Source organism: Brevundimonas sp. MYb52 (assembly GCF_002979535.1).
In the GTDB taxonomy this organism is placed as follows: domain Bacteria; phylum Pseudomonadota; class Alphaproteobacteria; order Caulobacterales; family Caulobacteraceae; genus Brevundimonas.
Genome location: NZ_PCPB01000017.1, coordinates 1 through 24,509, shown reverse-complemented (window position 1 = coordinate 24,509; position 24,509 = coordinate 1). Strand labels below are relative to the sequence as shown.

Here is a 24,509-nt window from a genome sequence, read left to right as displayed (position 1 = left end):
GGAACGCCCCGTCGCTCGCGTATCGGGAGAATATTGAACGCTCTGACGCAAACCGCGTTAACCTTTGCGGCTGAAACAAGGAGCGTGGCCATGAAGGCTGTTCTGTATATTGCTGTCGGCGCGGCCCTGCTCGCCGCCGGAACCGCTGAGGCGCAGACGCGCCATGTCCGCCACAACGCCGCCTCCGGCTACGCCCAACAGGCCTATGCCGGGGCCCAGCGCGGCCCCATCGTCGAGAGCCGCGTCCAGACCTATTACAGCGACAGCGGCTGGCAGGGCGGCTACGGCCCGGTGGAGGCCTATGGCTACGGCTATGGTTACGGCGGCGCCGGCTATCGCCCGCCCGTCGTCGTCGCCCCGCCGCAACAACCGATCCGCCACGGCGGCTACGGCTACAGCGGCGTGACCCGCTCCATGCCCTATGGCTATGTCGTCGACGGCTACGGGCGCTATCCCTGGTCGCGCGGCGGCTACCAGCAGAACCAGTATTCGCAGGGACAATATCAACAGGGCCAGTATCAACAGGGCTATTACCAGCAAGGCGGCTACGCCTCGGATTGCCGCTGCGGCCCGCCGCCCCAGCCGGTCCATTACCGCCCCGAGCCGGTCTATGTGAGCCAGCCCCCGGTCTATGTCTCGCAGCCGCCGGTCTATGTGGAATCCCCGCCGGTCTATGTGCAGCCGGCCCCGGTCTATGTCGAACCGGCCCGCGTCCATGTCGCCCCGCCGCCCGTCTATGTGGCCCCCGCCGACGTCCGCGTCGCCCCGGCCCAGGTCGAGGTCGCCCAGCCCCAGGTCCACGTGGCTCCCCCGCGCGTCGAGACCGCGCCTCCGGTCGTCAACTTCGAGCAGGGCTACTATGCCGTGCCCGACGCGCCGCCTCCACCCCCGCCTCCCCCGCATCACCGCTCGCCGACCGAGCGGCCCTATATGCAGGAGCCCGGCGAGCGGGGCTGATATGACAAAGGGCGGCCCCCACGCGGAGGCCGCCCTTTTTGTTTCACGTGGATCAATGGGTTGCGGGCGCTCAGATCAGCGCGATCTCGGCGGTGATGGCTTGCGCCGCCGCCCGCGGATCAGCCACCGCCGTGATCGGACGCCCGACCACCAGATGGGTCGCCCCGGCTTCCAGGGCGCTGGCCGGGGTCGCCGCCCGCGCCTGATCATCCAGGGCGGCGCCCGTGGGCCTCACGCCCGGCGTCACGATCAGGAAGTCCTCGCGGCCGGCCGCCATCGCGATCTCGCGCACGCGGCTCGCCTCATGCGGGCTGGACACCACGCCGTGGATGCCCGCCTCCAGCGCCTGACGCACCCGCAGTTCGACCAGGTCCGCCGCCGACAGGCTGTGATCGTCCGCCTTCAGATCCTCTTCGGTCAGGCTGGTCAGGACGGTGACGCCCAGAATCTTCAGGTCCGACCCCGCCGCCCCGCGCGCCGCCGCCGCCATGACCTGAGGCCGAGCGTGGACGGTCAGCAGGTCGCAGCCCGCATGGGCCAGCACCGCCGTCGCCTTCTCCACCGTCGCGCCGATGTCATGCAGCTTCCAGTCCAGGAACACCTGTGCGCCCGACGCCTTCAGCTCGCGCGCCAGCCCCATGCCGTCCGAGGCGAACAGCTGCAGCCCGACCTTGTAGAAACCGACCGCGTCGCCGATCCGCTCGACCAGGGCCCGCGCCTCCTCGATCGTCGGCACGTCCAGAGCGCAGATGACGCGCGGGTCAAAGGGGCGATTAGGGCGGTCTGGCGACATTTCCGGCTCTCGGCGGGTTGCAGGCGCGCGCGGATGCCCCGATAGGTGAGACCAAGGGTCGCGGGGTTGCGCGGCGGGATTTAAGGGCGGGGGCAAGCAATGAACGCGGTCGATCTGGGGGTCAACCTGTTCGTGGCGCTGTTCGCGCTGCTGGACCCCATCGGCAATGTGCCGATCTTCGCCGCCGCCACCGCCGGGGCCTCCCTGCGGCAGCGCATCAGCGTCTCGGCCATGATCTGCGCCTTCGCGGTCGCCTTCCTGGCCTTCTTCTTCTTCACCGGCCTGGGCCTGCTGCAGTTCTTCGGCATCTCCCTGGCCGCCTTCCGCATCGCCGGCGGCATCCTGCTGCTGCTGCTCGGCCTCGACATGGCGCGCGAGGACTTCCTCAAGATCTTCGCCGACGCCGACGCCGTGACCGACGCCAAGGACGTGCGCGGCTACGCCAAGCGCCGCTTCAAGCGCCTGATCGTGCCCTTCGCCATTCCGCTGATGATCGGCCCCGGCGCCATCTCGGCCATCATCATCAACGCCGGCGAGGCCCAGAAGCTGGGCGCGGCGGGCACGGCCGCCTCGCTGACGGCCATGGTCGCCGCCTGCCTCGTCACCTTCTTCTGCTTCGCCGCCACCGGCCCGATCAGCCGCATCCTTGGCGACGTCGGCATGGCCATCGTGGTGCGGGTCCTGGGCCTGATCCTGTGCGCCCTGGCCATCCAGTTCATCATCGCCGGCCTGGGCGAGGCCATCCCCGGCATGTTCAGCCTGGGCGTCACCGCCCCCTACCCCGCCGGCGGTCACTAGGGCCTAAAGGCGGTCCAGCCGTTTGGCGTGACCGCCGACCATCTTCAGCGCCAGGGCGTCGGGCAGCATCCCGCCCAGCCCCGCCAGCACATTGTTCATGACACCCGGCGTGACGCGCGGCCGATTGGTCTCGACCGCGTCCCAGCCGATGCGGGCCACGCGGTCGGCCTCCATCCACATCCACTTGGGATAGGCGTTCGACACCTGCTCGCGCGAGCCGTTGACGTCGTGGAACTCAGTATAGGTATAGCCGGGGCACAGGGCCGTGACGTGCACCCCGGTCCCTTGCGTCTCCAGCCACAGCCCCTGCGACGCCTTGATCAGGAAGCTCTTGATCGGTCCATAAAGCGTGTCGCCGCCCGTCGCCGGCATCTGGCCGGCCAGCGAGGCCACGTTCAGCACCCGACCCCAGCCGCGCGCCACCATGCCCGGCAGCAGCAGTCGCGACAGCTCGACCGGCGCGGTCAGCATGACGCGGATCATGGCGGCGTGGTCGGCCGGATCGGTGTCGAGAAAGCCCGTGGTGCGGCTGAAGCCGGCATTGTTGATCAGGCCGTCAACGGTCAGGCCGCGCGCGGCGATAGCCTTGACCAGGGTCACAGGCGCGCCCGGCTCGGCCAGATCGGCGGTGATCACATGGGCGCTCACGTCCTGTCGCGCGCTCAGGTCCTGGGCCAGGGCCTGCAGCGGCCCCTCGCGCCGGGCCGTCAGGATCAGGTCATAGCCCCGCATCGCGCACTCACGCGCCAGGGCCGCGCCGATGCCGGCGCTGGCTCCCGTGATCAGGATGGTCTTGCGATGCTCCCCCAAGCGACGCGCGTCAGGCGGCGACGGGACAGGATGAATGCGGCGCGAAGTCGCGCAGCGAGGCGGGGTCCGCCTCCAGCAGGTCGGCGATGGTGATCTTGGCCAGGGCCTCGCCGGCGGCTCGATCAGCGGCGGTCAAGGCCTTGGCGACCTGACGGGGGATATGCTCGCCCACCGGACAGCCCTTGGCCCCGGCGGGGGTCGAACCCAGGTGGGCGCAGCCGTTCACCGCCTTCAGCACCTCGTCCAGACGAATGGTCTCGGGCTGGCGCAGCAGCCAGGACCCGCCCGAGGCGCCAGGGCGCGTGGCGATCAGTCCCGCCTTGGCCAGCAGGGCCGTCACCCGGCGAATGACCACCGGATTGGTCGGCACCGAGGCGGCCAGAATGGCGCTGGGCGCGGCGTCGGCGGCCGAATAGGCGCCCTTGTGGGCCAGATAGGCCAGGGCGTGGGCGGCGACGGGGAATTTTTGGCTGTCAGACATCTTGATCAATGCTCCAGACCGGAAGGTAGGGCTTCCGGCGCCGTTTCACAAATCTAACCGCAACAAAAACTGTTTTAATTATCGCCAAGCTTCACGCCCCGGCCTTCTGGGCGAAGCTCCAGGCCGCGTCCGACAGGGGTCCGACCTGGGCCGCCATGGTCCTGGCGTGGGCGCTGGCGGCGGTGCCGTCGCGCACCCGCCCGGCGATACCCTGGCAGATGGCCGCCAGCCGGAACAGGTTGTAGGCGAACAGCCAGTCGAGGTTCTGGGGCGGCGTCGTCCCGGTCTTTTCGGCGTAGCGCGCGACCGTCTCCTCGACCGAGGGAATGCCCAGGGCCTTCAGGTCGGCTCCCGCCAGACCATTCCTCAGACTGGCCGGAATGACCCAGGCGATCAGCAGATAGGAGAAGTCAGCCATCGGGTCGCCCAGCGTCGACAGCTCCCAGTCCAGCACCGCCCTCACCCTGGCCGCATCGGGCGCGAGGATCATGTTGTCGAGGCGAAAGTCGCCATGGACGATCCGCGTCGGTCCCTCCGGCGGCAGGCTGTCGGGCAGGAAGGCGATCAGCCGGTCCATGGCCGCAATCGGCTCGATCTCCGAGGCCCGATACTGCTTGGTCCAGCGCCCGACCTGACGCGCGAAATAATTGCCCGGCTTGCCATAGTCGTCCAGGCCGATGGCGGCGGGGTCAAAGGCGTGCAGGGCCGCCAGCGTGTCCGTCTGCGCCTCATAGACAGCCCGGCGTTCAGCGGGCGTCAGCCCCGGCAGCTTCAGGTCCCAGAAGACCCGCCCCTCGACCTTGTCCATGACATAGAAGATCGAACCAATGACGCCTTCATCCATGCACAGAGCATAGGGGCGCGCCACCGGAAAGCCTTGGGCGTGGAGGGCCGAAATGACGGTGAACTCGCGGTCCACCGCATGGGCGCTGGCCAGCAGGACGCCCGGCGGCTTCCTGCGCAGCACATAGGTCCGACCCGGCGTGGTCAGCTCATAGGTCGGGTTCGACTGCCCGCCCTTGAACTGGCGAATGGTCAGCGGTCCGGCATAGCCCTCGACGTTCGCCGCCAGCCAGGCGTCCAGCGCCGCCACGTCCAGACGATAGCGTTCGTCCACCTCGCGCGTGCCGGAAAAGGCGGATTGGGCGTCCAGTTGATCGGTCATGCCGCGTCTCCCCCATCATCCGGCGCGGCGGCGATGATGGCGGCCTTCACCGCCCCGCGCCAGCCCTTCAACAGCCGCGCCCGCTCCGCCTCGCCCATGCGCGGGCGCCAGACAGCGGGGGCCTCGGCGGGCGCGGTCCATAAGGCCTCAGTCAGGCCGACGCCGAAGGCCGCCAGTCGCGCCGCCCCCATGGCCGTCATCTCCTGGAAGGCGGGGCGTTCCACCTCGACCTCGCAGATGTCGGCGACGAACTGCATGGCGAAGGCGTTGGCGGTGACGCCGCCGTCGACCTTGAGCCGCGTCAGCGCCGGCGCGCCATCCGCCTTCAGGGCGTCCAGCAGGTCGCGGGTCTGATAGGCCAGGCTCTCCAGCGCCGCCCGCACGAAGTGGGCCGGGCCGCTGTCGCGGGTCAGGCCGATGACCGTGCCGCGCGCCTCCGGCTTCCACCAGGGCGCGCCCAGACCAGTGAAGCCGGGGACCAGATAGACCCCGCCATTGTCCTTCAAGGTCTGGGCCATGGCCTCGGACTGACGCGAGTCCGAGATCACCTTCAACCCGTCGCGCAGCCACTGGATCGCCGACCCGGCCGAGAAGATCGACCCCTCCAGCGCATAGGCGACATGGCCATCAGCGGCATACCCCAGCGTCCCCAAAAGGCGCGAGGTCGAGGCCACCGGCTGATCCCCGACATTGGCCACCAGAAAGGCCCCGGTGCCATAGGTGATCTTGGCGTCGCCCGCCGCCAGCGCGCCGTGGCCGACAAGCGCCGCCTGCTGATCCCCCGCCGCGCCGTGGATCGGCAGAGCCCGCCCCAGCAGGCTGGCGTCGCAGTCGCCCAGATGATCGGCGCAGCCCCGGATCTCAGGAAGGGCCTGCATCGGCACGTCGAACAGGTCGCAGAGATCATCGCGCCATTGCAGCGTCTTCAAGTCCATCAGGCTGCTGCGGCTGGCGTTGGTGGCGTCGGTGACATGGCTTTGCCCGCCAGTCAGCTTCCAGATCAGCCAGGCGTCGATGGTGCCCAGCTTGACCTCGCCCTTGGCCGCCCGCTCCCGCGCCCCCGGCACAGCGTCCAGCAGCCAGGCATATTTCGAGGCCGAGAAATAGGGATCGAGGATCAGACCGGTCGCGCCCTGCACCTTGGCCTCATGCCCTTCGGCCGCCAGCCGCGCGGTCACATCCGCCGTGCGCCGGTCCTGCCAGACGATGGCGCGGTGCAGGGGCTCGCCGGTCGCCCCGTCCCACAGCACCGAGGTCTCGCGCTGGTTGGTGATGCCGACGGCGGCGAAACGGCCCACGCCCCCCGCCTTCCTCACCACCTCGCGACAGGTCTGCAGCGTCGCGCGCCAGATCTCGGCCGCGTCATGCTCGACCCAGCCCGACTGCGGAAAGTGCTGCGCCAACTCGATCTGACTGACGGCGACGGCGCTGAATGAACCAGACGACGAGACTTCAAACGCGATGGCCCGCGTCGAGGTCGTGCCCTGGTCGATGGCGAGGATCATGTTCGCTTGCATGAGGAGAGTTATGCAGAGCCTGCGTCCGCGCGTAAGAGGAAACTCATGCACACCCCCTCCTTCCAAGGCGTCCTCGACGCCGCCCGCCAGATCGCCCCCGCCGCCGTCCGCACGCCGCTGATCGAGCATCCGGCCCTGAACGCGGCGGTCGGCGGGCGCGTGCTGATGAAGGCTGAGACCCTACAGGTCGCGGGCGCCTTCAAGTTCCGCGGGGCCTATAACCGCATCAGCCGCCTGACGGATGAAGAGAAGACGCGCGGCGTCGTGGCCTATTCCTCGGGCAACCACGCGCAAGGGGTCGCTGCGGCGGCCCAGGCGGTGGGAACCCGCGCCCTGATCGTCATGCCGTCAGACAGCCCGACGGTGAAGGTCGAGGGCGTTCGCGTCTTCGGCGGCGAGGTGCGCTTCTACGATCGCTGGACCGAAAGCCGCGAGGCCATCGGCGCCGAGATCGCAGCGGAACGCGGCTCCATCCTGGTCCCGCCCTTCGACGATCCCTTCGTCATCGAGGGTCAGGGCACGGTCGGGCTGGAGATGCTGGAACAGGCGGGCGTCCCCGTGGACCAGCTTTTGTGCGGCGCCTCGGGCGGCGGTCTGATCGCCGGCGTCAACCTGGTCATGGCCGAACGGAGCCCGGACACCCGCGTCATCGTGGTCGAGCCCGAGGCCTTTGACGACACCCGCCGCTCGCTGGAAGCCGGCAAACGCACCGCCCATCCGCAAGGCGCGCCCTCCATCTGCGACGCCCTGATGGCCCCCATGCCGGGCGAACTGACCTGGCCGATCAACCAGCGTCTGGCGGGCGCCGCCCTCGTCACCGACGCCGAGGTGGCCGAGGCCATGCGCTTCGCCTTCCGCTGGCTGAAGCTGGTCGTCGAGCCCGGCGGCGCCGTGTCCCTGGCGGCCCTGCTGTCAGGCAAGATCTCGGCCAAGGGTCTGACCACAGGGATCGTCCTGTCCGGCGGCAATGTCGATCCGGGTCTGTTCGCCGAGATCATCGAGGACCGGTTCAAGGGCTGATCCCGCCCCTTGCGCCCGCCCGCGACGCAGTCAAGGCTGCGTCAAACGGAGGGGCCCCGATGACAACGCCGCGCGATCTGCCATCCCTGGTCGGCCAGGAGGTCGGCCTCAGCCGCTGGATCACCGTCGATCAGGCCCGCATCGACGCCTTCGCCAAGATCACCGAGGACGAGCAGTTCATCCACATTGATCCCGAGCGGGCCAGGGCCACGCCGTTCGGCGGGACCATTGCGCATGGGTTTCTGACCCTCAGCCTGGCCTCGGCCATGAGCTATGACGCCGTCGCCCCGCTGGACGGCATGGTCATGGGCGTCAACTACGGCTTCGACAAACTGCGCTTCCTCGCCCCGGTCCCGGCCGGGTCGAACATTCGCGGCCGTTTCAGGCTGCTGTCCGCCGAGGACAAGGGCGCCCAGGACGGGGTGGCCCGCTGGCTGCTGAAGCACGAACTGACCGTCGAGATCGAGGGCGCCGACAAGCCAGCCCTGATCGCCGAATGGCTGTCGATGCAGATGGTGAACGTCTGACGACGGAGCGTTTCTGGCGCTGGACAAGCGTCGAAGAACGGCGCTCCTGTAAACCATAATAACGCCGCGCACGTCAGATCGAGGGAGGCTGAACCGTGCACCCACACCTCGTCTCGCCTTTCGGCGGCCTGTCCGTTCTGGTGGCTGTTTTCGCCGCCTGGACGGCCCTGGACCTGTTCCAGCAGGTGCGCGGACGACAGGGCGCCGCGCGGCTGATCTGGCTGGCCACGGCGGCGATGGCCATGGGCGGCGGCGTCTGGTCGATGCATTTCATCGCCATGCTGGGCTTCAACCCCGGCGGCCCGGTCCACTATGACCTGACGCTGACCGCCGCCTCCTTCCTGTTGGCGATCGCCGGGTCCTGCCTCGCCTTTCTGATCGCCTCGCAGGGCCGAGGAACAGGCCGCCTCATCCTGGCCGGGGTCATCATGGGCGGCGGCATCTGCGCCATGCACTACCTCGGCATGGCGGCGCTGCGCACCACGGTCGCCCTGACCTATGCGCCCGCCCTGGTCGCCCTGTCGGCGGTCATCGCCCTGTCCGCCTCCATCATCGCCTTGTTCGCAGCCGAGCGGGCGCGCGCGCCCCTGTGGCGGCTGGCGGCGGCGGTCGTTCTGGGCCTGGCGGTCGTGGGCATGCACTATTTCGCCATGGCGGCGCTGACCCTGACCCCGCTGCAGACGGCGGCGACGACGCACCCGCCGGGCGCCCCGCCCCTGATGCTGGCCATCGGCGTCGCCGCCGTCACCGTGGTCATCCTTTTCCTGGCCCTGGCGGCCTCCATGATCGGCCAGCGCGACAAGCTGATCTCGATCATCGACGCGGGCGGGGTCGGCTACTGGGAGCTGAGCCTTCCGGGGCAGACGCTCTGGCTGTCCGGTAGGGCGCGCAAATACCTCGACCTGGCCCACGGCGAGGCCTTCGGCGCCCGCGACTTCGTGCGCAAGCTGAAGCCCGAAGACCTGCCCCGACGCGCCGCCACCCTGGCCCGAGCCCTCAACGGCGATGGCGAATACAATGCCGAGTATCAGATGCGCGACAGCGGCCGCTGGCTGCTGCTGCGCGGCCGGCTGCTCCGCTCGCGGTCCGGCCGCCCGCTCAAGCTGGCCGGGGTGATCACCGACGTGACCGACCGGCGTCAGGCCTTCGCCGCCCTGGCCACCAGCGAGCACCGCCAGCGCCTGCTGATCAATGAGCTGAACCACAGGGTCAAGAACACCCTGGCCACCATCCAGTCGATCGCCGCCCTGACCGCGCGCCGCTCCAGCAGCGTCGAGGACTTCATGCGCCTGTTCGAGGCGCGGCTGATCGCCCTGTCGGACACCCACAACCTCTTGACCGCCAACGGCTGGGAGCGCGCCCGCCTGCGCGATCTGATCCTGCTGGAGTTCCGTCCCTATGCCGAGGACCGGCTGCGGATGCAGGGCCCGGAGGTGACCCTGGAGGCCGAACAGGCCCTGTCCATGGGCCTGATCCTGCACGAGCTGGTGACGAACGCCGCCAAATACGGCGCCCTCAGCTGCCCTGAAGGCGCGCCCGGCTGGGTCGATGTCGCCTGGAGCGAGGCCGACGACGGCGGCCTGATCACCCTGGACTGGATCGAGCACGGCGGCCCAAGCGTCGCCCCGCCGACGCGCTCAGGCTTCGGCTCGCGTCTGATCGACGTCAGCATCCGCAACACCCTGGCCGGGTCGGCAAGCATGGACTACGCCGAGGGCCGCCTGCATTGCCGCCTGAGGTTCCGCCCCGGCGCCGCGCCTAAGACCTAGCGCTCGCCCAGGCAGCGCAGGGCGACTTCCAGGTTGCGCAGGCCGTCCTCGCCCGAGACCGCCGCCGTCTCGCCGGTGCGGATGGCGTGGACGAAGGCCTCGTGCTCCTTCTTGAGCGGCTCGGCGGGCCAGGAGTTGAGCATCCGCGTCGAATAGGAACCGTCCGGCTGCTGGCCGAAATACTCGGTCACCTGACGGGTGATCAGGTCGGCGACGATGAAGCGGTTCTTGGTGGCGACCTGCAGGGTGCGGGTCTTGTAGGGCGTGACCCAGTTGGTGGTGATATGGGCGATCACGTCATTGGCCATGCGGAACTGCAGCAGGGCCGAATCTTCGCGCGAGGCGTGGGTATGGCCCAGCAACGACTGGACCTCGACCACCTCTGAGCCCGTCAGGTGACGGATGATGTCGATGTCGTGCACCGCCAGGTCGATGACCACCCCGACCTCGCCCATGCGCGGCGGGAAGGGGCCGACGCGGGTGATCTGGATGGAGATGATCTCGTCGCCGTCGATGGCGCGCTTGACCGTGTCCACCGCCGGGTTGAAGCGCTCGACATGGCCGACCATCAGCACGCGGTTATTGGCCTTGGCCGCGTCGATCATGGCCTGGGCGTCCGCCACGGTGGCCGCGATCGGCTTCTCCACCAGCACATGCACCCCGGCGTTCAGCAGGGCCACGCCCAGCTCGGCGTGGAAGCGGTTCGGCGTGGCGATGACGGCGGCGTCCAGGCCGGCGGCGACAAAGGCCTGGGCCGTGGTCACGGCGGTGGCGCCATAGGCTTCGGCCACGCCCTCGGCCGTCACGGCGTCGGGATCAAACACGGTCGTCAGCTCGACGTCGCGCAGTTCGGACAGGACGCGGGCGTGGTTGCGGCCCATGACGCCGGCGCCGGCGACGCCGATCTTGAGGGGGGTCTGCTGGGTCATGAGGATCAGGCCTTGAAGCTGGCGACGGCGGCGATGATGCGATCTTGCGTCGCCTCGTCCAGATCCGAATGCATCGGCAGGCTGATGACGCGCTGCATCAGGCGCTCGGTGACCGGCAGGCCCTGCGGACCGCGCGGATACATGTCATAGGCGGGCTGCAGGTGCAGCGGGATCGGGTAGTAGACCGCCGTCGGCACCCCCTGCTCTTTCAGATGCGCGGCCAGGGCGTCGCGGTCCTCGTGCTCGATGGTGTATTGCGCCCAGTTCGAGACATTGCCCGCCGGCACGTCCGGCACGGCGGCGACATGAGCGCGCAGACCGTCATTGTAGCGGGCGGCGATGCGGTTGCGCCACTCGATCTCCTGACCGAAGACCTTCAGCTTCTCGATCAGGACGGCGGCCTGGATGGTGTCCAGACGGCTGTTCAGGCCGATGCGCATGTTCAGGTATTTGGGGTCGTGGTCGAAGGTCTTGTCCTTCAGGTCGACCGCCACCGCCTTGCCGTGCACGCGGATGGAATCGATCAGCTGGGCCAGTTCGTCGTCATTGGTCAGCACCGCCCCGCCGTCGCCGTAGCAACCCAGCGGCTTGGCCGGGAAGAAGCTGGTGGTGGTGATGTCGGCCCACTTCAAAGGGTGCTCGCCGTCGATGGTGCAGCCGAAGCCTTGCGCCGAGTCCGAGATCAGTTTCAGGCCGTACTTGTCGCAGATGGCCTTGATCGCCGGATAGTCGGCGGGCTGGCCGAACAGGTCGACGGCGATGACCACGCGCGGCTTCAGACGGCCTTCCTTCAGCGTCGCCTCGATGGCCGCCTCCAGATGGGCCGGGTCCATGTTGTAGGTCGCCTCGTCCACGTCGATGAAAACCGGCTCGGCGTCGAACCAGGGCACGACCTCGGCGGTGGCGGCGAAGGTGAAGCTGGGGACGAAGACAGCGTCGCCGCGTCCCACGCCCCAGGCCATCAGCGGCAGGGCCAGGGCGTCTGTGCCGTTGGCGCAACCGAGGGCGTGCTTGGCGGCGCCAAAGGCGGCCAGGTCGGCCTCGAACTGGCGCACCTGCGGGCCCATGACCCAGGCGCCGCCGACGACGGCGTCGGCGACGGCAGCCTCGATCTTGCCGCCGAGGCGAAGGCGCTGGGCCTGAAGGTCGATGAAGGGAATGGTCATGAAGGCTCTCTCGATGACGCCCTGCGCGACGCCGCGCGCGGACAGGGAGGAGGTTATGTCGTTGCGGCCTCCTATCAAAGCCGCCGCCCAGCACCAAACTCGCCAGGGTCACTTCGCGTTGCCGGTTGCAACGAAAGCTCGACTTGGCAAAGCCCGCAAGCCTGCCTAAGCCCAAGGGATCATGACGCTCTCGACGACGCAAAATCAGGTCCGCGACTGGCTGTTCGGCCAGGCCCTGCCCCTGTGGGCCGAGGCCGGGGTCGACGCCGAGGGCCGCTTCTTCGAGAAACTCGACTTCGACGGCCGTCCGATCATCGGCGCCCCGCGCCGCACGCGGGTCCAGGCGCGCCAGGTCTATGTCTTTTGCGAAGCCGTCGCCCTGGGCTGGCCAGAAAAGGAAAATGGCGGCGCGGCGGTCGCCCGACGCGGATTGGACGCCCTGATCCGCGACTACCGCCGTGAAGACGGCCTGTGGGTCCGCGCTCTCAATGACGCGGGCGCCGTCATCGACCCCACGCCCGACCTCTACGACCTGGCCTTTGTCCTGTTCGCCCTCGCCGCCGCCCACCGCGTATTGAAGGACGAGCGCGCCCTGCCCCTGGCCCTGTCGACGCTGGCGGCCATCGAAACCCACATGGCCGATCCGGTCCGCGGCGGCTGGCAGGAGGCCCTGCCCCCCGTCCTGCCGCGCCGCCAGAACCCGCACATGCACATGCTGGAGGCCCTGCTGGCCTGGCAGGCCGTCGCCCCCGACCCGGCCTTCGAGGCGGCGGCGCGGTCCGTGCTGAACCTGTTCAACCGGCGCTTCTTCGACCGCGAACACCTGGTGCTGGGCGAGTTCTTCACCGCGGACTGGACCGTCGCTTCCGGCGGCCCCGGACAGGTGGTCGAGCCCGGCCATCACATGGAGTGGATCTGGCTGCTGGATCAGGCGCGACGCCTCGGCTTCGACGGTCATGAGCGACAGGCCCAGGCCCTCTTCGCCTCGGCCCTAACCAATGGCGTCGACGCCCAGGGCCTGATGGTCCGCGAAGTCGACCGCATCGGCGCCGTCCGCGACGCCGGTCGCCGCCTGTGGGGGCAGACCGAGGCCATCCGCACCTTCCTGCTGCGCGACCAGACCGAACGCGCCCTCAGCCTGACCGACGCCGTCTTCGCCACCCATCTGGCGACCGAAACGCCGGGCCTATGGATCGACAGCTATGACGCCGAGGGCCGCGCCCAGGACGCCTCCGTCCCCGCCTCGACCCTCTATCACCTGATGACCGCCTTCTCGGCCCTGCTGACGGAGCCCGCATGAGCCGGCCTGCTGCTTTTCTCGACCGCGACGGCGTGCTGATCTTCGACTGCGGCTATCCGCACCGCCCCGACCAGCTGGTGCTGATCCCCGGCGCCGCCGAGGCGGTGAAGCGGCTGAACGACGCCGGCTATGTCGTCGTCATCGTCACCAACCAGTCCGGCGTGGCGCGCGGCCTGTTCAGCGAAGAAACGATGCACGGCTTCAACGCCCTGCTGGTCGAGCGTCTGGCCGAGGCCGGCGCCCGCATCGACGCCGTCTATGCCGCCCCGCACCATGCCGAGGCCGTGGACGCGCGCTATCGTCACCCCGACCACCCCGACCGCAAGCCCAACCCCGGCATGCTGCTTCGCGCCATCGCCGAGCACGACCTCGACCCCGCTCGCTCGCTGATGATCGGCGACCAGCCCTCGGACATGGAGGCGGCGCGGCGTGCGGGGGTGGCCGGCCATCGCTTCCCCGAGGGCGGCGACCTCGATCACTTTGTCGCGGGCGTGCTGATCGGTTGATCGCAATTCTTCATCTGGTGAATTAATCTCACAGCCAAGGTCATAAGAAACCGCCGGAGAAGACGACCATGCCCGCCCAGACCTCGCCCTTTGCCGAACGCTACGTCGAGCGCCGCTGGACCTCGCCGGACGGTCTGAGCCTGTTCGCCCGCGACTATGCCCCGGCGGCGGGGGCGGCGGGCCTGCCGGTCATCGCCATCCACGGCCTGACCCGCAACAGCGCCGACTTCGGCGTCATCGCCGGGCTGATGGCGCAGAGCGGCCGCCGCGTCCTGGCCGTCGACGTGCGCGGGCGCGGCCTGTCGGATCGCGCGACCGATCCCATGACCTACAGGCCCGACGTCTATGCCCGCGACGTCATCGCCCTGATGGAGCAGACGGGGATCGCCAAGGCCGTCTTCCTCGGCACCTCCATGGGCGGGTTGATCACCATGGCCCTGGCCGCGATCCAGCCCCAGGCCATCGCCGCCGCCGTCATCAATGACGTGGGGCCCGAGGTGGCCGCCGAGGGTCTGGCCCGCATCGCGGCCTATACCGGCCGAAAGGTCGAGATCCGCAACTGGACGGACGCCGCCGCCTATGCCCGCGACATCAACGCCGTCGCCTTCCCCCAGTATGACGCCGCCGACTGGGACGCCTTCGCCCGTCGCATCTTCCGTGAGGGCGCCGACGGCCAGCCGGCGCTGAACTACGACCCCGACATCTCGGTCCCGATCAAGGCGGCGGGGGCTGCGGCCCTGGTCCCCGACCTATGGCCAGCCTTCAAGGCCCTGACGACGGGACGGCCGGCCCTGCTGGTGCGCGGCGGCGCCTCGGACCTGCTGAGCGCCGAGATCGCCGGGCGTATGCGCGAAACAGCGCCCGACATGGCCTATGTCGAGGTTCCAGGGATCGGCCACGCCCCCATGCTCGACGAGCCCGAAGCCCGCGCCGGCATCCTGACCTTCCTGACCGGGGTCAGCTGACGCCGCTTCCGGGATGACCGCCTATGCGGCCTCAAGTAGCGCAAAGCGCGGTAGGCCCAGCATCAAGCCTTCTTCACAAACTCCGTGCGCAACACCAGCCCGCGCACCTTTTCGACATTGGCCTCGATCTCGTCGGGGTCGCCGGTCAGGCGGATGTTCTTGACCAGGGTCCCGCGCTTCAGCGTCACCCCGCCCGAGCCCTTGACCTTCAGGTCCTTGATCAGGGTCACGCTGTCGCCGTCGGCCAGGATGTTGCCGTTGGAGTCCTTGGTCACGTCGTCGGTCATGATCGATCCCGCCTGAATTGAAGAAAGAGGGCCGCCGCATCCGCGACAGCCCCGCCTCCTCAGGGCCTATTCGGCCAGACGCGCCTGAGCAAGGGCGATGCGCGCCTGAAGATGCGCATCCTGGCCCGTGGCGGCGGAAATGGCGTTGAAACGCTCGATATCGAGGCCGGCATCCGTGATGGCCGAGGCCATCTGGGCCTGCTGCTCGGCACTGGGTTGAGCACCGTTCAGGGCGCGGGCGAGACCGGAAATCTCGCCCATGGCGGCGGCGAACTGGCCGGCTTCGGCGTCAGTGACGCTCGCCCCGACCGAGCCGGGCGCGGACGGCGTCGTCCCCGCCACAGCGGCGCGGGCCTGCAACACGGGATCGCCCGAGACAGCGGCTGAAATGGCGTTGAAGCGTTCGACCGCCAGGCCCGAATTCTGCACGGCGGCGGCCATTTCGGCCTGTTGCTCAGCCGTCGGGGCGCCGTTCTGGACGGAGGCGGCCACGCCCTGCACCGTCGTCATGGCGGCGGCGAACTGGGCCAGTTCAGCGTCCGTGGGATCGCCCGCTGGGGCCGGCGCGGCGGCCGGAGGCGGGGTGGCGGCGTCCTGCGCCAGGGCGGGCGCGGCGGTCATGAACAGGGCCAGAATGGCGGTCGGGGCGGCGGCCGTTGCAATACGCATGGCTTATCCTTCTGCAGTCCCGAACGCTCAGCCCAAGGCTGACCCAGACAGGGGTCCGGGCTCTCCCGCACGACCGGGTTGTGTCAGGCTCACAGAGGGCGGGGAGGTCCGAACGCTAACCCGCGTCATGCGGGCGCGTAAACCCCAGGTCGTCAATCGGGCGTATGGGCGTCCAGTTCATCCAGCCAGACGCGCGCCGAGGAATCCGACGGCGCCCGCCAGTCGCCGCGCGGCGATAGAGAGCCGCCGGTCACCACCTTGGGCCCATTGGGCACGGCCGAACGCTTGAACTGGCTGGTCTGGAAGAAGCGGATCAGGAACTTCCTCAGCCAGGCCTTGATGGTCGCCAGATCATAGGCGACCCGCTCGCCCTCCGGCAGGCCGACCGGCCAGCTTCCCGTCGTGGCGTCGCCCCAGGCCTGATGCGCCAGATAGGCGACCTTGGACGGCTTCATCCCAAAGCGGCTGATGTAGAAGAGGAAGAAGTCGTTCAGGGCATAGGGGCCGACGATGGACTGCGTCGACTGGATCGCCCCATCGGCGCCCGCCGGCACCAGTTCGGGCGAGATCTCGGTGGCCAGGATGGCCTGCAACGTCGGCCTCGCCGCCTCGCCCACCAGACCGCCCTCGGCGACCCAGCGGATCAGGTGCTGGATCAGGGTCTTCGCCACCCCGCCGTTGACGTTGTAGTGGCTCATGTGGTCGCCGACGCCATAGGTGCACCAGCCCAGGGCCAGTTCCGACAGGTCGCCCGTGCCCAGCACAAAGCCGTGGTTCTGATTGGCCAGGCGGAACAGATAGTCGGTGCGCAGACCCGCCTGGACGTTCTCGAAGGTGATGTCGTGGACCGGCTGGCCGTCGGCGAAGGCATGGCCGATGTCGCGCAGCATCTGCTCGGCGGCGGGGCGGATGTCGATCTCGGCCCCCGTCACCCCCAGGGCCGTCATCAGCGCCCAGGCGTTGGACTTCGTGCCGTCCGACGTCGCAAAGCCCGGCATCGTAAAGGCCAGAATCCCCGTGCGCGGCAACTTCAGCCGATCGAAAGCCCGACAGGCCACCAGCAGAGCCTGGGTCGAATCCAGCCCCCCCGAGACGCCGATGACCAGGGTCTTCGACCCCGTGGCCGTCATCCGCCGCATCAGGCCCTGGACCTGGATATTGAAGGCTTCGAAACAGTCCTGATCCAGACGCGCCGCGTCATCGGGCACAAAGGGGAAGCGGTCCAGCGGACGGATCAGGGCGTCGCCCGGCCCCGGCCCCGCCTCGAACGGAACCACCGTCGCCGCCTCGCCTTCCAGCCGGGCGCAGTCGGCGAAGGTGCCGTTGCGCAGCCGGTCCAGACCGATGCGGTCCACGTCCACGTCGGCGACGGTCAGATGACTTTCCAGCGCGAACCGCTCGCCCTCGGCCAGTTTCGCGCCCAGTTCATGGATGGTCGCCTGACCGTCCCAGGCCAGATCGGTTGTGCTCTCGCCCCAGCCCGAGGCGGCGAAGACATAGGCCGACAGGGTGCGGCTGGACTGGCTGGCGCACAACAAGGCCCGCTCGTCCGCCTTGCCGATGACGATGTTGGAGGCCGACAGGTTGCACAGGATGCGCGCCCCTGCGAGCGCCGCCCGCGTCGAGGGCGGCTGGGGCGCCCAGAAGTCCTCGCAGATCTCGACCGCAAAGACGAAGCCCGGCCGGTTGCTCGCCTCGAAGATCAGACCCGGCGCGAAATCGACGCTCTCTCCGTTCAAGACGACCGCGTCCTCGGACCGGCTGGCGGCCGGTGCGAACCAGCGCTTTTCGTAATATTCCCGGTAGTTGGGCAGGTAGGTCTTGGGCACGACGCCCAGCACCTCGCCGCCGCCCAGCACCACGGCACAGTTGAACAGGGCGTCGCCGTTGCGGATCGGCGCGCCGATCACGGCGATGACGCCTGCTTCGTCAGCCACCTCGGCCAGCTCGGCGATGCGACGCTCGACCTCTTCCAGCAGAGCCGCCTGCATCAGCAGGTCGTCGATGGCGTAGGCGCTCAGCGAGAGTTCAGGAAAGACCAGCAAGTCCACGCCCGCCACGCCCGCCTGACGGATCAGGGCTGCGTGTTCCTCGGCGTTGGCGGCCGGGTCGGCGACATGGACCACCGGGGTCGCGGCGGCGACGCGCACGAAGCCGTGGGCGCGCGGGGCGTGGAAGGGGTGAGAACCGTGGGAAACCATCAATCCATCCGCTCATCCCGGCGGACGCCGGGATCCAGTGAGAGCCATAGGCACAGACCTTGCGGCCTGCCTGATCAATATAGGGTTGCGCCCGGAACCCAAAGGACTGGATCCCGGCGTCCGCCGGGATGAGCGGGATGCAGTGGGAAGTTCGTGACCTGCGAACCGGCGTCGGCTAAGGCTCGCAGCATGAGCGATACGCCCAAAAAAGGCTGGTTCCAGCGACTGAGCGCGGGTCTGTCCCGCTCCTCCAAACAGATGACCGAACAGGTCGTCTCGACCTTCGTGAAGGAGCCTCTGTCCGAAGAGGCGCTGGAGCGGCTGGAAGAGCACCTGATCGAGAGCGACCTGGGGCCCGCCGCCTCGGCCCGCATCGTCGAGCGCTTCCGCGAGCTGCGCTTCGGCAAGACCTCCGACGAGCGCGAGATCAAGGAGGCCCTGGCCGAGGCCGTGGCCGCCGAACTGCTGCCGCGTCAGGCGACGTTTGATCCTCTCAGCGGGCCCAAGCCCTATGTCGTCCTGTTCGTCGGCGTGAACGGCTCGGGCAAGACCACGACGCTCGGCAAGATCGCCTCGGACCTGACCGCCAAGGGCGCCAAGGTGATGATCGTCGCCGGCGACACCTTCCGCGCCGCCGCCCGCGAACAGCTCAAGGTCTGGGCCGAGCGCGCCGGGGCCGATTTCGAGAGCCGCCGCGACGGCGCCGACGCCGCCGGCCTGGCCTTCGACGCCTATACCAAGGCGAAAGCCGAGGGCTACGACGTGGTCCTGATCGACACCGCCGGGCGGCTGCAGAACAAGTCGACCCTGATGGACGAGCTGCTGAAGATCGTCCGCGTGCTGAAAAAGGTCGATGCCGAGGCCCCGCACGAGACCCTGCTGGTGCTTGATGCGACGGTGGGCCGCAACGCCCTGGAGCAGGAAAAGATCTTCGGCCGCACGGCCTATGTCTCAGGCGTCGTCATGACCAAGCTGGACGGCACGGCGCGCGGCGGGGTCCTGGTCCCCGTTGCCCAGGCCTCGGACGCCCCGATCAAGCTGATCGGCGTCGGCGAGGGCGTCGACGACCTGCAACCCTTCGACGCGCGCGCGTTTTCCCGATCACTGGTCGGGCTTGAGGACTAGAAGCGTATGAGTGAAGCGTCCGAGACCAAGCGTCCCCAGTGGATCCGTCAGGCCGTCGATTTCGGCGCCCTGATCGCCTTCATGGCCGCCTATTTCATCACCCGCGACATGATCAAGGCCACCTGGGTTCTGGTTATCGCCTCGATGATCGCCCTGGCCGTCGGCTTCGTGCTGGAGCGGCGCCTGGCCCCCATGCCGCTGATCACCGGCGGCTTCGCCCTGGTCTTCGGCGCCCTGACCATCCTCACCGACGACGACCTGTTCGTGAAGCTAAAGCTGACGGTGCAGAACGGCCTTCTGGCCGCTGTCCTACTGGGCTCCATCCCGCTGAAGAAGTCGCCGTTCAAGGCCCTGCTCGGCTCGGCCATCAAGGTGACGGACGCCGCCTGGCGCACGCTGACTTTGCGCTACGGCCTCTACTTCCTGGCCGTCGCCATCGCCAACGAGGTCTTCCGCAGTCCCGCGGCCGTCACCGCCATCTGGTCGGCGCTGAACCTGGGCGTGCCCGACCCCAACGGCGTCTGGACCGCCTTCCGCGGCGTCCTGTGGATCGCCGCCTCCATCTTCGGCCTGTGCCAGGTGCCGCTGATCATGAAGAACATGATCAAGGACGAAGAGCCCGGCCCCATCTCGCCCGACACGGGGCTCTAGGGAACCGTCTGCGTTCTGACGATCTAAGTCGTGGTGCCTGCTCGGCGCCCTAGCTCTTCTGCCGGGGCCTCAAGTAGCGCGAAGCGCGGTAGGCCCAGACAAAATGTCTTCAAACCGTCAGGCTTACCGTCGTCAAAGCGTAAAGCGCGGCTGTTAGCTGTCACGCCATGTCCGGCCCTCTCCTCGCGGCCGGAACGGGAAACGAAGACGATGGTCAAGTCAGGCAAGCAGGCGAAGATCAAGGGCGGCCTGGCGGATTCGCCCAGCCACCTGATGCACCGGGTGTTGCAGCTCTCGCTCGACATCTATGCCGAAGAAGCCGGCCCCGATGGCCTGACCCAGCGCCAGTTCGCGGTGCTGGAGGCGGTCTCGGTGCGCTCGGGCCTGACCCAGACCGATCTGGTCAAGGCCACCGGCATCGACCGCTCGACCCTGGCCGACCTGGTCGCGCGCATGACCGCCAAGGGCCTGCTGGAGCGCGAACGCTCGGCGCTGGACGCCCGCGCCAAGGCGGTGCGCCTGTCCGAGGCCGGTCAGGCCGCGCTGGAGGCCGCCCGCCCCCGCGTCGAGGCCGCCGACAAGCGCATCCTGGCCCTGCTGCCCAAGGCCAAGCGCGAGGGTTTCCTCGACCTGCTGACCAGCCTGACCGACGCCGCCGACGCCGCCCCCGAGCAGGCCAAGGCCGAGGCCAAGATCGCCAAGAAGGCGGCCAAGGACGCCCGCAAGGCCGAGAAGGCCGCAAAGAAGGCCCAGGACGGCGCCAAGCCGAAAAAGAAGAAGAAGGCCATTGAGCCAGTCGTCGAACCGGCCGCGACCGAAGCGGTGATCATCCCGCTCAAGGATGTCGCGAAGGCCTAACCCCCTTCGTCACCCTCGGGCTTGTCCCGAGGGCCCATCGTTCCACACACGCCTCGCATCCTGGCCTCGCATCCTGAAAGACGCCGCGCCGTTCGGGCCGCCGCCATAGGCCCTCGGGACAAGCCCGAGGGTGACGGTTGTTATGGGGTCAGACCCGAATATCCAGCAGCGACCCCGGCCGCTGATAGCGCGTCGTCGCCGAGGCTTCAGGCGCCGGGGCGGCGCGGACCGGCGTATCCGCCCGCGTCTCGACCGGAACGGCGGCGGGCGTCGGCGCGCTCATGCCCATGGCCGCGCGGAAGAAGGCGGACTGGGAGGTTCTCAGCGCATGGGCCGCGCCGCCTGCGGGAGGCGGGAAGGCCGGGCGGTCTGAAGGAATCGCGGACATGGGCCGACGATCCGCCCAAAGGGTCTAGATATGGTTAATGCGCGATTCACCCTGTTTCGCGCTGAAGGTCGTCTCAGCGCGGCGGCGCTTTCAACGCGTCCACCAGCTTCTGCAGATCGGCGTCGGTCAGCACCGGCCCCGAGGACTTGGCGACGATGGTTCCATAGGCGTCCACGGCAAAGCTCTCCGGCACGCCCGAGACCCCCAGGTCCAGCCCCGCCCGCCCCTCGCGGTCCACCAGCACCAGGGCATAGGGATCGCCCAGTTCGTCGAGGAAGGCGCGGGTGGCGACGGGATCGTCCTTGTAGGCGACGCCGATCACATTGATCCCTTGCGCCTTCAGCTTCATCAGCTGCGGGTGCTCCAGACGGCAGGGCGCGCACCAGCTGGCGAACAGGTTGACGATCATCGGCTTGCCGACGCCCGCCGTCTTCAGGTCCAGCCGTTGATTGGTCTCGACCTCGCCCTGCAGGATCGGCAGGACCGTCTGCGGGATCGGCTGGCCGACCAGGGCGTCGGGCTTGTAGGACCGCCCCTCGCCCGGCGCGCCGGACATGGTGTTCAGCTGGAACATCAGGAAACCGCCCACGGCCAGCAAGGCGGCGATGGGGATCAGGGCGAACCAGCGGTTCATTTGCGCGTCTCTTCCAGACGGGCCAGTTCGCGCTTCCAGCGCCGGGCGGCGAGCAGGGCGCGGATCGAAATGGCGGCCAGGGCGACCGCGCTGATGGCCCAGGACGACCAGACGAAGACGCCGTAAGGGCTCATGTCGAGATCCAGCATCGGCGGCTCCTTACGCTTCTTGCGCCGCGCGAGCGCGCAGGGTCAGGACGCGACGACGGCGCACCTCGGTGCGGATCGACGTCAGCCAGACGGCCCCGAACAGCATCCCATAGGCCGCCATCATGGTCAGCAGAGGCGCCAGATAAGCCGGGTCCAGACTCGTCCCGCCCGCCCGCAGCAAGGACGCCGGCTGATGCAGGGTGTTCCACCAGTCGACCGAAAACTTGACGATGGGCAGGTTGATCAGCCCGACCAGGCCGAGCACCGCAGCGGCCCGCCCGGCCTTGGCCTCATCGTCGATCGAGGCGCGCAGGGCCATGTAGCCGAGGTAGAACAGGAAGAGCACCAGCACGCTGGTCAGCCGCGCGTCCCATACCCACCAGGTCCCCCACATGGGCTGGCCCCACAGCGAGCCGGTGATCAGGGCCAGACCCGTCAGCACCGCCCCCGGCAGGGCGGCGGCGCGCGCGGCGGCGTCGGCCAGCGGGTGACGAAATACCAGGGCGAAGAAGCTGGACACGCCCAGCGCCGCATAGGCGCCAAGCCCCAGGGTCGCGGCCGGCACATGGATGAACATGATCCGCACCGTGTCGCCCTGCTGATAGTCGGCGGGCGCGGTGAAGCTGAGCCAGGTTCCCGCCGCCAGCAGGACAAGCGCCAGCCCCCACAGCACCGGCGTGACCGGGCGGGTGAAGCGCATGAAGCGGTCGGGATTGGCGAGGCCGAACATGGTCCGCCGATTACGCGGCGCGGCGGGGAACGGCAAGCGCCCCCCGCGCGTGACCTCTGGTCGCGATCAGAGCGTCAGCCCGTGCTCGGCGGCCAGGGCCTCTAGCTTGACCATCGGACGCGGCCCCCAGTGGGCGATCACTTCCGAGGCGGCCAGCGAACCCAGGGCGCCGGCCTCGGCCAGGCTCAGGCCGCGCGCCAGACCCAGCAGCACGCCGGCGGCGTACTGATCGCCCGCGCCCGTGGTGTCGACCACCTTGTCGACGGGGAAGGCGGCGATCTCGACCCGCTCGTCGCCGCGGAAGAGGACCGAACCGGCGGCCCCGCGCGTCACGGCGGCGACCTCGACGATGCGGCCCAGGTGGGCGGCGGCGGTATCGAAGTCCTCGGTCTCGAACAGGGCGTGCAGTTCAGCCTCATTGGCCAGGACGATGTCCGCCGAGGCCTCGATGAAGGCCAGCAGCTCGGCGCGCCAGCGGTGAACGACAAAGCTGTCCGACAGGGTGATGGCGACCTTGCGGCCCGCAGCATGAGCCGCAGCAGCGGCGGCCTCGAAGGCGGCGCGGGCCGGGGCCGGGTCGAACAGATAGCCTTCCAGATAGACGATCTCGCTGGCGCCGATCAGCTCGGCGTCGATGTCGGCGGTCGTCAGCTGGTTGGCGGCGCCGAGGAAGGTGCACATGGTGCGCTGGGCGTCGGGCGTGACGTTGATCAGGCAGCGGCCGGTGCCGAAGCCCGAACCCGCGCCGCCTTCCAGAACCGGGGTGTCGAAGTGGACGCCGGCGGCGCGAATGTCGTGGCTGAAGACCTCGCCCAGGGTGTCCTTGGCCACCTTGCCGATATAGGCCGCGCGCCCGCCGAACGAACCGACGCCGGCCACGGTGTTGCCGGCTGAACCGCCCGAGGCCTCGACCCCCGCCGCCATGGCGTCATAGAGGGCCGCGCTCTGCGCCTCGTCCACCAGTTGCATCGAGCCCGGCGTCAGGCCCTGGGCGTCGAGGAAGGCGGGCTCGCATGGGCTCAGCACGTCGACGATGGCGTTGCCGACGGCGCAGACGTCGAAGCGGGCGGGAGCGTTGTTCTGGGTCATGGTCGCCCCATAGCGGGACAAGGGCCGCGACGCCAGCACCGGGCATTTCGACGCCGCTGAAAACAGCCTATGCAGTTCCCGTCCGAGGAGTAATCGCATGACCGACGTCGCCGTCCTGACCCCCGATCCCGCCGACCCCTCCTATGCCGGGCAATGGCCGGGCGTGCTGGACCGCCTGTCGGCCGCGCTGGCCACGGCCGGGATCAAGGCCCGGCCCACGCCCTGGACCGATCATGTCGAGAGCGCCCACGGCCTGATGGACTATCCCCTGGTCCTGCCGCTGATCGTCTGGGGCTACCACCGCGATCACGACCGCTGGATGCAGGCCTGCACGACCTGGGCCGAGGCGGGCGCCTCCCTGGCCAATCCCGCCGAGGTCCTGAACTGGAACTCCGACAAACGCTATCTGGCCCGGCTGGCGGAAAAGGGCGTGGCCATCCCGCCGACCATCTGGACCGACCACGCCAGCCCCGCCGTGGTCGAAGCCGCCTTCGCCGCCACCGGCGCCGAACAGTTGATCGTCAAGCCGACCGTGTCCGGCGGCGCCTGGCGCACGCTCAAGGTCGCGGCGGGCGACCTGCTGGAGGATGTCCTGGCCGACGCCCCCATCGGCGGGGCCATGATCCAGCCCTTCCTGCCGACCATTGGCACTGAGGGCGAGACCTCGCTGCTCTTCTTCGGCGGCGAGCTGAGCCACGTGGTCAACAAGCGCCCGGCCCACGCTGACGAGTTCCGCATCCAGGTCCAGTACGGCGGCCAGTATCAACGTCTGGATCAGCCCCCAGAGGGCGCCCTGGCCCTGGCCGAACGCACGCTCGCCGCCATCGACGAGCCGCTGCTCTACGCCCGCATCGACATGGTGCCCGACGCCGACGGCCAGTGGCTGCTGATGGAGGCCGAACTGATCGAGCCCGACTTCTACCTCGGCGCCGCCCCCGAGGCGGGCGCCCGCTTCGGGCGGGCGGTGGCGGACCGGTTGGGGCTGTAGTCAGGAGCCCTCCCCCTCGAGGGGGGAGGGTTGGGTG

General features: G+C 69.0%; 27 protein-coding genes. 12 read left to right on the top strand and 15 right to left on the bottom strand.

Annotated elements, in window-relative coordinates; genetic code table 11:
* The first annotated feature begins 90 nt into the window (after positions 1 to 90).
* Entirely contained in the window at positions 91 to 957 is an 867-nt protein-coding gene (locus tag CQ039_RS14855; protein WP_105714866.1) for a hypothetical protein, read from the top strand.
* Between the two features lie 70 nt (positions 958 to 1,027).
* Here CQ039_RS14855 and pyrF read toward each other — a convergent pair whose 3' ends face one another.
* The gene (gene pyrF / locus CQ039_RS14850) at positions 1,028 to 1,750 is read right to left on the bottom strand and encodes an orotidine-5'-phosphate decarboxylase (RefSeq protein WP_105564851.1); all 723 of its coding nucleotides are present in this window, start codon (positions 1,748 to 1,750) and stop codon (positions 1,028 to 1,030) included.
* A gap of 99 nt (positions 1,751 to 1,849) precedes the next feature.
* On the opposite strand from pyrF, the gene CQ039_RS14845 reads away from it, so the two are divergent.
* Positions 1,850 to 2,548, top strand: coding sequence for a MarC family protein (locus CQ039_RS14845; RefSeq protein ID WP_105564850.1), 699 nt, complete (start codon positions 1,850 to 1,852; stop codon positions 2,546 to 2,548).
* Positions 2,549 to 2,551: 3 nt separating this feature from the next.
* Here the strand turns inward: CQ039_RS14845 and CQ039_RS14840 are convergent, their stop codons facing one another.
* The 4 genes from CQ039_RS14840 to glpK form a co-directional block, all read right to left on the bottom strand.
* On the bottom strand, positions 2,552 to 3,358 hold the full coding sequence (locus CQ039_RS14840; protein ID WP_105564849.1) for an SDR family oxidoreductase: 807 nt from the start codon (positions 3,356 to 3,358) through the stop codon (positions 2,552 to 2,554).
* A gap of 10 nt (positions 3,359 to 3,368) precedes the next feature.
* On the bottom strand, positions 3,369 to 3,839 hold the full coding sequence (locus CQ039_RS14835) for an Rrf2 family transcriptional regulator (RefSeq protein WP_105564855.1): 471 nt from the start codon (positions 3,837 to 3,839) through the stop codon (positions 3,369 to 3,371).
* Between the two features lie 91 nt (positions 3,840 to 3,930).
* The gene (locus CQ039_RS14830) at positions 3,931 to 5,004 is read right to left on the bottom strand and encodes a phosphotransferase family protein (RefSeq protein WP_105564848.1); all 1,074 of its coding nucleotides are present in this window, start codon (positions 5,002 to 5,004) and stop codon (positions 3,931 to 3,933) included.
* Positions 5,001 to 6,509, bottom strand: coding sequence for a glycerol kinase GlpK (gene glpK, locus CQ039_RS14825; protein WP_105564854.1), 1,509 nt, complete (start codon positions 6,507 to 6,509; stop codon positions 5,001 to 5,003). The genes CQ039_RS14830 and glpK overlap by 4 nt, the downstream gene beginning before the upstream one ends.
* 57 nt (positions 6,510 to 6,566) lie before the next feature.
* Here glpK and CQ039_RS14820 point away from each other — a divergent pair, with 57 nt between their 5' ends.
* The 3 genes from CQ039_RS14820 (at position 6,567) to CQ039_RS14810 (ending at position 9,837) form a co-directional block, all read left to right on the top strand.
* Complete coding sequence (locus tag CQ039_RS14820; protein ID WP_105564847.1) at positions 6,567 to 7,541, top strand: threonine/serine dehydratase; 975 nt, start codon at positions 6,567 to 6,569, stop codon at positions 7,539 to 7,541.
* Positions 7,542 to 7,600: 59 nt separating this feature from the next.
* The gene (locus CQ039_RS14815) at positions 7,601 to 8,068 is read left to right on the top strand and encodes a MaoC family dehydratase (RefSeq protein ID WP_105564846.1); all 468 of its coding nucleotides are present in this window, start codon (positions 7,601 to 7,603) and stop codon (positions 8,066 to 8,068) included.
* 95 nt (positions 8,069 to 8,163) lie between these two features.
* A complete protein-coding gene (locus CQ039_RS14810; RefSeq protein WP_105564845.1) occupies positions 8,164 to 9,837 on the top strand; it encodes an MHYT domain-containing protein in 1,674 nt (557 codons plus the stop codon).
* On the opposite strand, the gene CQ039_RS14805 is transcribed toward CQ039_RS14810, so the two are convergent.
* Together CQ039_RS14805 and CQ039_RS14800 are read right to left on the bottom strand one after the other, a co-directional pair.
* Positions 9,834 to 10,766 (bottom strand): Gfo/Idh/MocA family protein, encoded by a 933-nt coding sequence (locus tag CQ039_RS14805; RefSeq protein ID WP_105564844.1) that lies wholly within the window; start codon positions 10,764 to 10,766, stop codon positions 9,834 to 9,836. The genes CQ039_RS14810 and CQ039_RS14805 overlap by 4 nt on opposite strands.
* A 5-nt stretch (positions 10,767 to 10,771) precedes the next feature.
* On the bottom strand, positions 10,772 to 11,932 hold the full coding sequence (locus CQ039_RS14800; RefSeq protein ID WP_105564853.1) for a DegT/DnrJ/EryC1/StrS aminotransferase family protein: 1,161 nt from the start codon (positions 11,930 to 11,932) through the stop codon (positions 10,772 to 10,774).
* Positions 11,933 to 12,113: 181 nt separating this feature from the next.
* Here CQ039_RS14800 and CQ039_RS14795 point away from each other — a divergent pair, with 181 nt between their 5' ends.
* The 3 genes from CQ039_RS14795 to CQ039_RS14785 all read left to right on the top strand — a co-directional run bounded on the left by CQ039_RS14795 (position 12,114) and on the right by CQ039_RS14785 (position 14,703).
* A complete protein-coding gene (locus CQ039_RS14795; RefSeq protein ID WP_105564843.1) occupies positions 12,114 to 13,232 on the top strand; it encodes an AGE family epimerase/isomerase in 1,119 nt (372 codons plus the stop codon).
* The gene (locus tag CQ039_RS14790; RefSeq protein WP_105564842.1) at positions 13,229 to 13,738 is read left to right on the top strand and encodes an HAD-IIIA family hydrolase; all 510 of its coding nucleotides are present in this window, start codon (positions 13,229 to 13,231) and stop codon (positions 13,736 to 13,738) included. Before CQ039_RS14795 ends, CQ039_RS14790 begins: the two co-directional genes overlap by 4 nt.
* Before the next feature lie 68 nt (positions 13,739 to 13,806).
* A complete protein-coding gene (locus tag CQ039_RS14785) occupies positions 13,807 to 14,703 on the top strand; it encodes an alpha/beta fold hydrolase (protein WP_105564841.1) in 897 nt (298 codons plus the stop codon).
* A gap of 62 nt (positions 14,704 to 14,765) precedes the next feature.
* On the opposite strand, the gene CQ039_RS14780 is transcribed toward CQ039_RS14785, so the two are convergent.
* The 3 genes from CQ039_RS14780 to CQ039_RS14770 all read right to left on the bottom strand — a co-directional run bounded on the left by CQ039_RS14780 (position 14,766) and on the right by CQ039_RS14770 (position 17,860).
* Positions 14,766 to 14,990, bottom strand: coding sequence for an alkylphosphonate utilization protein (locus CQ039_RS14780; RefSeq protein WP_017506643.1), 225 nt, complete (start codon positions 14,988 to 14,990; stop codon positions 14,766 to 14,768).
* A 66-nt stretch (positions 14,991 to 15,056) separates the two neighbouring features.
* On the bottom strand, positions 15,057 to 15,659 hold the full coding sequence (locus CQ039_RS14775) for a DUF4168 domain-containing protein (protein WP_105564840.1): 603 nt from the start codon (positions 15,657 to 15,659) through the stop codon (positions 15,057 to 15,059).
* A gap of 152 nt (positions 15,660 to 15,811) precedes the next feature.
* Complete coding sequence (locus tag CQ039_RS14770) at positions 15,812 to 17,860, bottom strand: NAD(+) synthase (protein ID WP_105564839.1); 2,049 nt, start codon at positions 17,858 to 17,860, stop codon at positions 15,812 to 15,814.
* A gap of 189 nt (positions 17,861 to 18,049) precedes the next feature.
* Between CQ039_RS14770 and ftsY the strand changes: the two genes are divergently transcribed.
* From ftsY to CQ039_RS14755, 3 genes are all read left to right on the top strand, one after another.
* Positions 18,050 to 18,985, top strand: a complete 936-nt coding sequence (gene ftsY / locus CQ039_RS14765; protein WP_105564838.1) for a signal recognition particle-docking protein FtsY — start codon at positions 18,050 to 18,052, stop codon at positions 18,983 to 18,985.
* Between the two features lie 6 nt (positions 18,986 to 18,991).
* On the top strand, positions 18,992 to 19,636 hold the full coding sequence (locus CQ039_RS14760) for an inner membrane-spanning protein YciB (RefSeq protein ID WP_105564837.1): 645 nt from the start codon (positions 18,992 to 18,994) through the stop codon (positions 19,634 to 19,636).
* A 210-nt stretch (positions 19,637 to 19,846) separates the two neighbouring features.
* A complete protein-coding gene (locus tag CQ039_RS14755; protein WP_105564836.1) occupies positions 19,847 to 20,494 on the top strand; it encodes a MarR family winged helix-turn-helix transcriptional regulator in 648 nt (215 codons plus the stop codon).
* A 148-nt stretch (positions 20,495 to 20,642) separates the two neighbouring features.
* Here CQ039_RS14755 and CQ039_RS14750 read toward each other — a convergent pair whose 3' ends face one another.
* The 5 genes from CQ039_RS14750 to CQ039_RS14730 form a co-directional block, all read right to left on the bottom strand.
* Entirely contained in the window at positions 20,643 to 20,882 is a 240-nt protein-coding gene (locus tag CQ039_RS14750) for a hypothetical protein (RefSeq protein WP_105564835.1), read from the bottom strand.
* Between the two features lie 73 nt (positions 20,883 to 20,955).
* Positions 20,956 to 21,516, bottom strand: coding sequence for a DsbE family thiol:disulfide interchange protein (locus CQ039_RS14745; RefSeq protein WP_105564834.1), 561 nt, complete (start codon positions 21,514 to 21,516; stop codon positions 20,956 to 20,958).
* Positions 21,513 to 21,665, bottom strand: coding sequence for a heme exporter protein CcmD (gene ccmD / locus CQ039_RS14740; protein ID WP_105564833.1), 153 nt, complete (start codon positions 21,663 to 21,665; stop codon positions 21,513 to 21,515). Before ccmD ends, CQ039_RS14745 begins: the two co-directional genes overlap by 4 nt.
* A gap of 10 nt (positions 21,666 to 21,675) precedes the next feature.
* Complete coding sequence (locus CQ039_RS14735; RefSeq protein ID WP_105564832.1) at positions 21,676 to 22,395, bottom strand: heme ABC transporter permease; 720 nt, start codon at positions 22,393 to 22,395, stop codon at positions 21,676 to 21,678.
* A 66-nt stretch (positions 22,396 to 22,461) separates the two neighbouring features.
* Positions 22,462 to 23,484: an adenosine kinase gene (locus CQ039_RS14730; RefSeq protein WP_105564852.1), complete on the bottom strand. Its 1,023-nt coding sequence runs from the start codon at positions 23,482 to 23,484 to the stop codon at positions 22,462 to 22,464.
* Between the two features lie 97 nt (positions 23,485 to 23,581).
* Here CQ039_RS14730 and CQ039_RS14725 point away from each other — a divergent pair, with 97 nt between their 5' ends.
* On the top strand, positions 23,582 to 24,472 hold the full coding sequence (locus CQ039_RS14725; protein WP_105564831.1) for a RimK family alpha-L-glutamate ligase: 891 nt from the start codon (positions 23,582 to 23,584) through the stop codon (positions 24,470 to 24,472).
* Positions 24,473 to 24,509 lie beyond the last annotated feature (37 nt).

What these genes read in the sequence shown, in the direction of transcription:
- CQ039_RS14855 (WP_105714866.1), top strand. Translation starts at nt 91, where the DNA reads ATGAAGGCTGTTCTGTATATTGCTGTCGGCGCGGCCCTGCTCGCCGCC.
- pyrF (WP_105564851.1), bottom strand. Translation starts at nt 1,750, where the DNA reads ATGTCGCCAGACCGCCCTAATCGCCCCTTTGACCCGCGCGTCATCTGC.
- CQ039_RS14845 (WP_105564850.1), top strand. Translation starts at nt 1,850, where the DNA reads ATGAACGCGGTCGATCTGGGGGTCAACCTGTTCGTGGCGCTGTTCGCG.
- CQ039_RS14835 (WP_105564855.1), bottom strand. Translation starts at nt 3,839, where the DNA reads ATGTCTGACAGCCAAAAATTCCCCGTCGCCGCCCACGCCCTGGCCTAT.
- CQ039_RS14830 (WP_105564848.1), bottom strand. Translation starts at nt 5,004, where the DNA reads ATGACCGATCAACTGGACGCCCAATCCGCCTTTTCCGGCACGCGCGAG.
- glpK (WP_105564854.1), bottom strand. Translation starts at nt 6,509, where the DNA reads ATGATCCTCGCCATCGACCAGGGCACGACCTCGACGCGGGCCATCGCG.
- CQ039_RS14820 (WP_105564847.1), top strand. Translation starts at nt 6,567, where the DNA reads ATGCACACCCCCTCCTTCCAAGGCGTCCTCGACGCCGCCCGCCAGATC.
- CQ039_RS14815 (WP_105564846.1), top strand. Translation starts at nt 7,601, where the DNA reads ATGACAACGCCGCGCGATCTGCCATCCCTGGTCGGCCAGGAGGTCGGC.
- CQ039_RS14805 (WP_105564844.1), bottom strand. Translation starts at nt 10,766, where the DNA reads ATGACCCAGCAGACCCCCCTCAAGATCGGCGTCGCCGGCGCCGGCGTC.
- CQ039_RS14800 (WP_105564853.1), bottom strand. Translation starts at nt 11,932, where the DNA reads ATGACCATTCCCTTCATCGACCTTCAGGCCCAGCGCCTTCGCCTCGGC.
- CQ039_RS14795 (WP_105564843.1), top strand. Translation starts at nt 12,114, where the DNA reads ATGACGCTCTCGACGACGCAAAATCAGGTCCGCGACTGGCTGTTCGGC.
- CQ039_RS14790 (WP_105564842.1), top strand. Translation starts at nt 13,229, where the DNA reads ATGAGCCGGCCTGCTGCTTTTCTCGACCGCGACGGCGTGCTGATCTTC.
- CQ039_RS14785 (WP_105564841.1), top strand. Translation starts at nt 13,807, where the DNA reads ATGCCCGCCCAGACCTCGCCCTTTGCCGAACGCTACGTCGAGCGCCGC.
- CQ039_RS14780 (WP_017506643.1), bottom strand. Translation starts at nt 14,990, where the DNA reads ATGACCGACGACGTGACCAAGGACTCCAACGGCAACATCCTGGCCGAC.
- CQ039_RS14775 (WP_105564840.1), bottom strand. Translation starts at nt 15,659, where the DNA reads ATGCGTATTGCAACGGCCGCCGCCCCGACCGCCATTCTGGCCCTGTTC.
- CQ039_RS14770 (WP_105564839.1), bottom strand. Translation starts at nt 17,860, where the DNA reads ATGGTTTCCCACGGTTCTCACCCCTTCCACGCCCCGCGCGCCCACGGC.
- ftsY (WP_105564838.1), top strand. Translation starts at nt 18,050, where the DNA reads ATGAGCGATACGCCCAAAAAAGGCTGGTTCCAGCGACTGAGCGCGGGT.
- CQ039_RS14760 (WP_105564837.1), top strand. Translation starts at nt 18,992, where the DNA reads ATGAGTGAAGCGTCCGAGACCAAGCGTCCCCAGTGGATCCGTCAGGCC.
- CQ039_RS14755 (WP_105564836.1), top strand. Translation starts at nt 19,847, where the DNA reads ATGGTCAAGTCAGGCAAGCAGGCGAAGATCAAGGGCGGCCTGGCGGAT.
- CQ039_RS14750 (WP_105564835.1), bottom strand. Translation starts at nt 20,882, where the DNA reads ATGTCCGCGATTCCTTCAGACCGCCCGGCCTTCCCGCCTCCCGCAGGC.
- CQ039_RS14745 (WP_105564834.1), bottom strand. Translation starts at nt 21,516, where the DNA reads ATGAACCGCTGGTTCGCCCTGATCCCCATCGCCGCCTTGCTGGCCGTG.
- ccmD (WP_105564833.1), bottom strand. Translation starts at nt 21,665, where the DNA reads ATGCTGGATCTCGACATGAGCCCTTACGGCGTCTTCGTCTGGTCGTCC.
- CQ039_RS14735 (WP_105564832.1), bottom strand. Translation starts at nt 22,395, where the DNA reads ATGTTCGGCCTCGCCAATCCCGACCGCTTCATGCGCTTCACCCGCCCG.
- CQ039_RS14730 (WP_105564852.1), bottom strand. Translation starts at nt 23,484, where the DNA reads ATGACCCAGAACAACGCTCCCGCCCGCTTCGACGTCTGCGCCGTCGGC.
- CQ039_RS14725 (WP_105564831.1), top strand. Translation starts at nt 23,582, where the DNA reads ATGACCGACGTCGCCGTCCTGACCCCCGATCCCGCCGACCCCTCCTAT.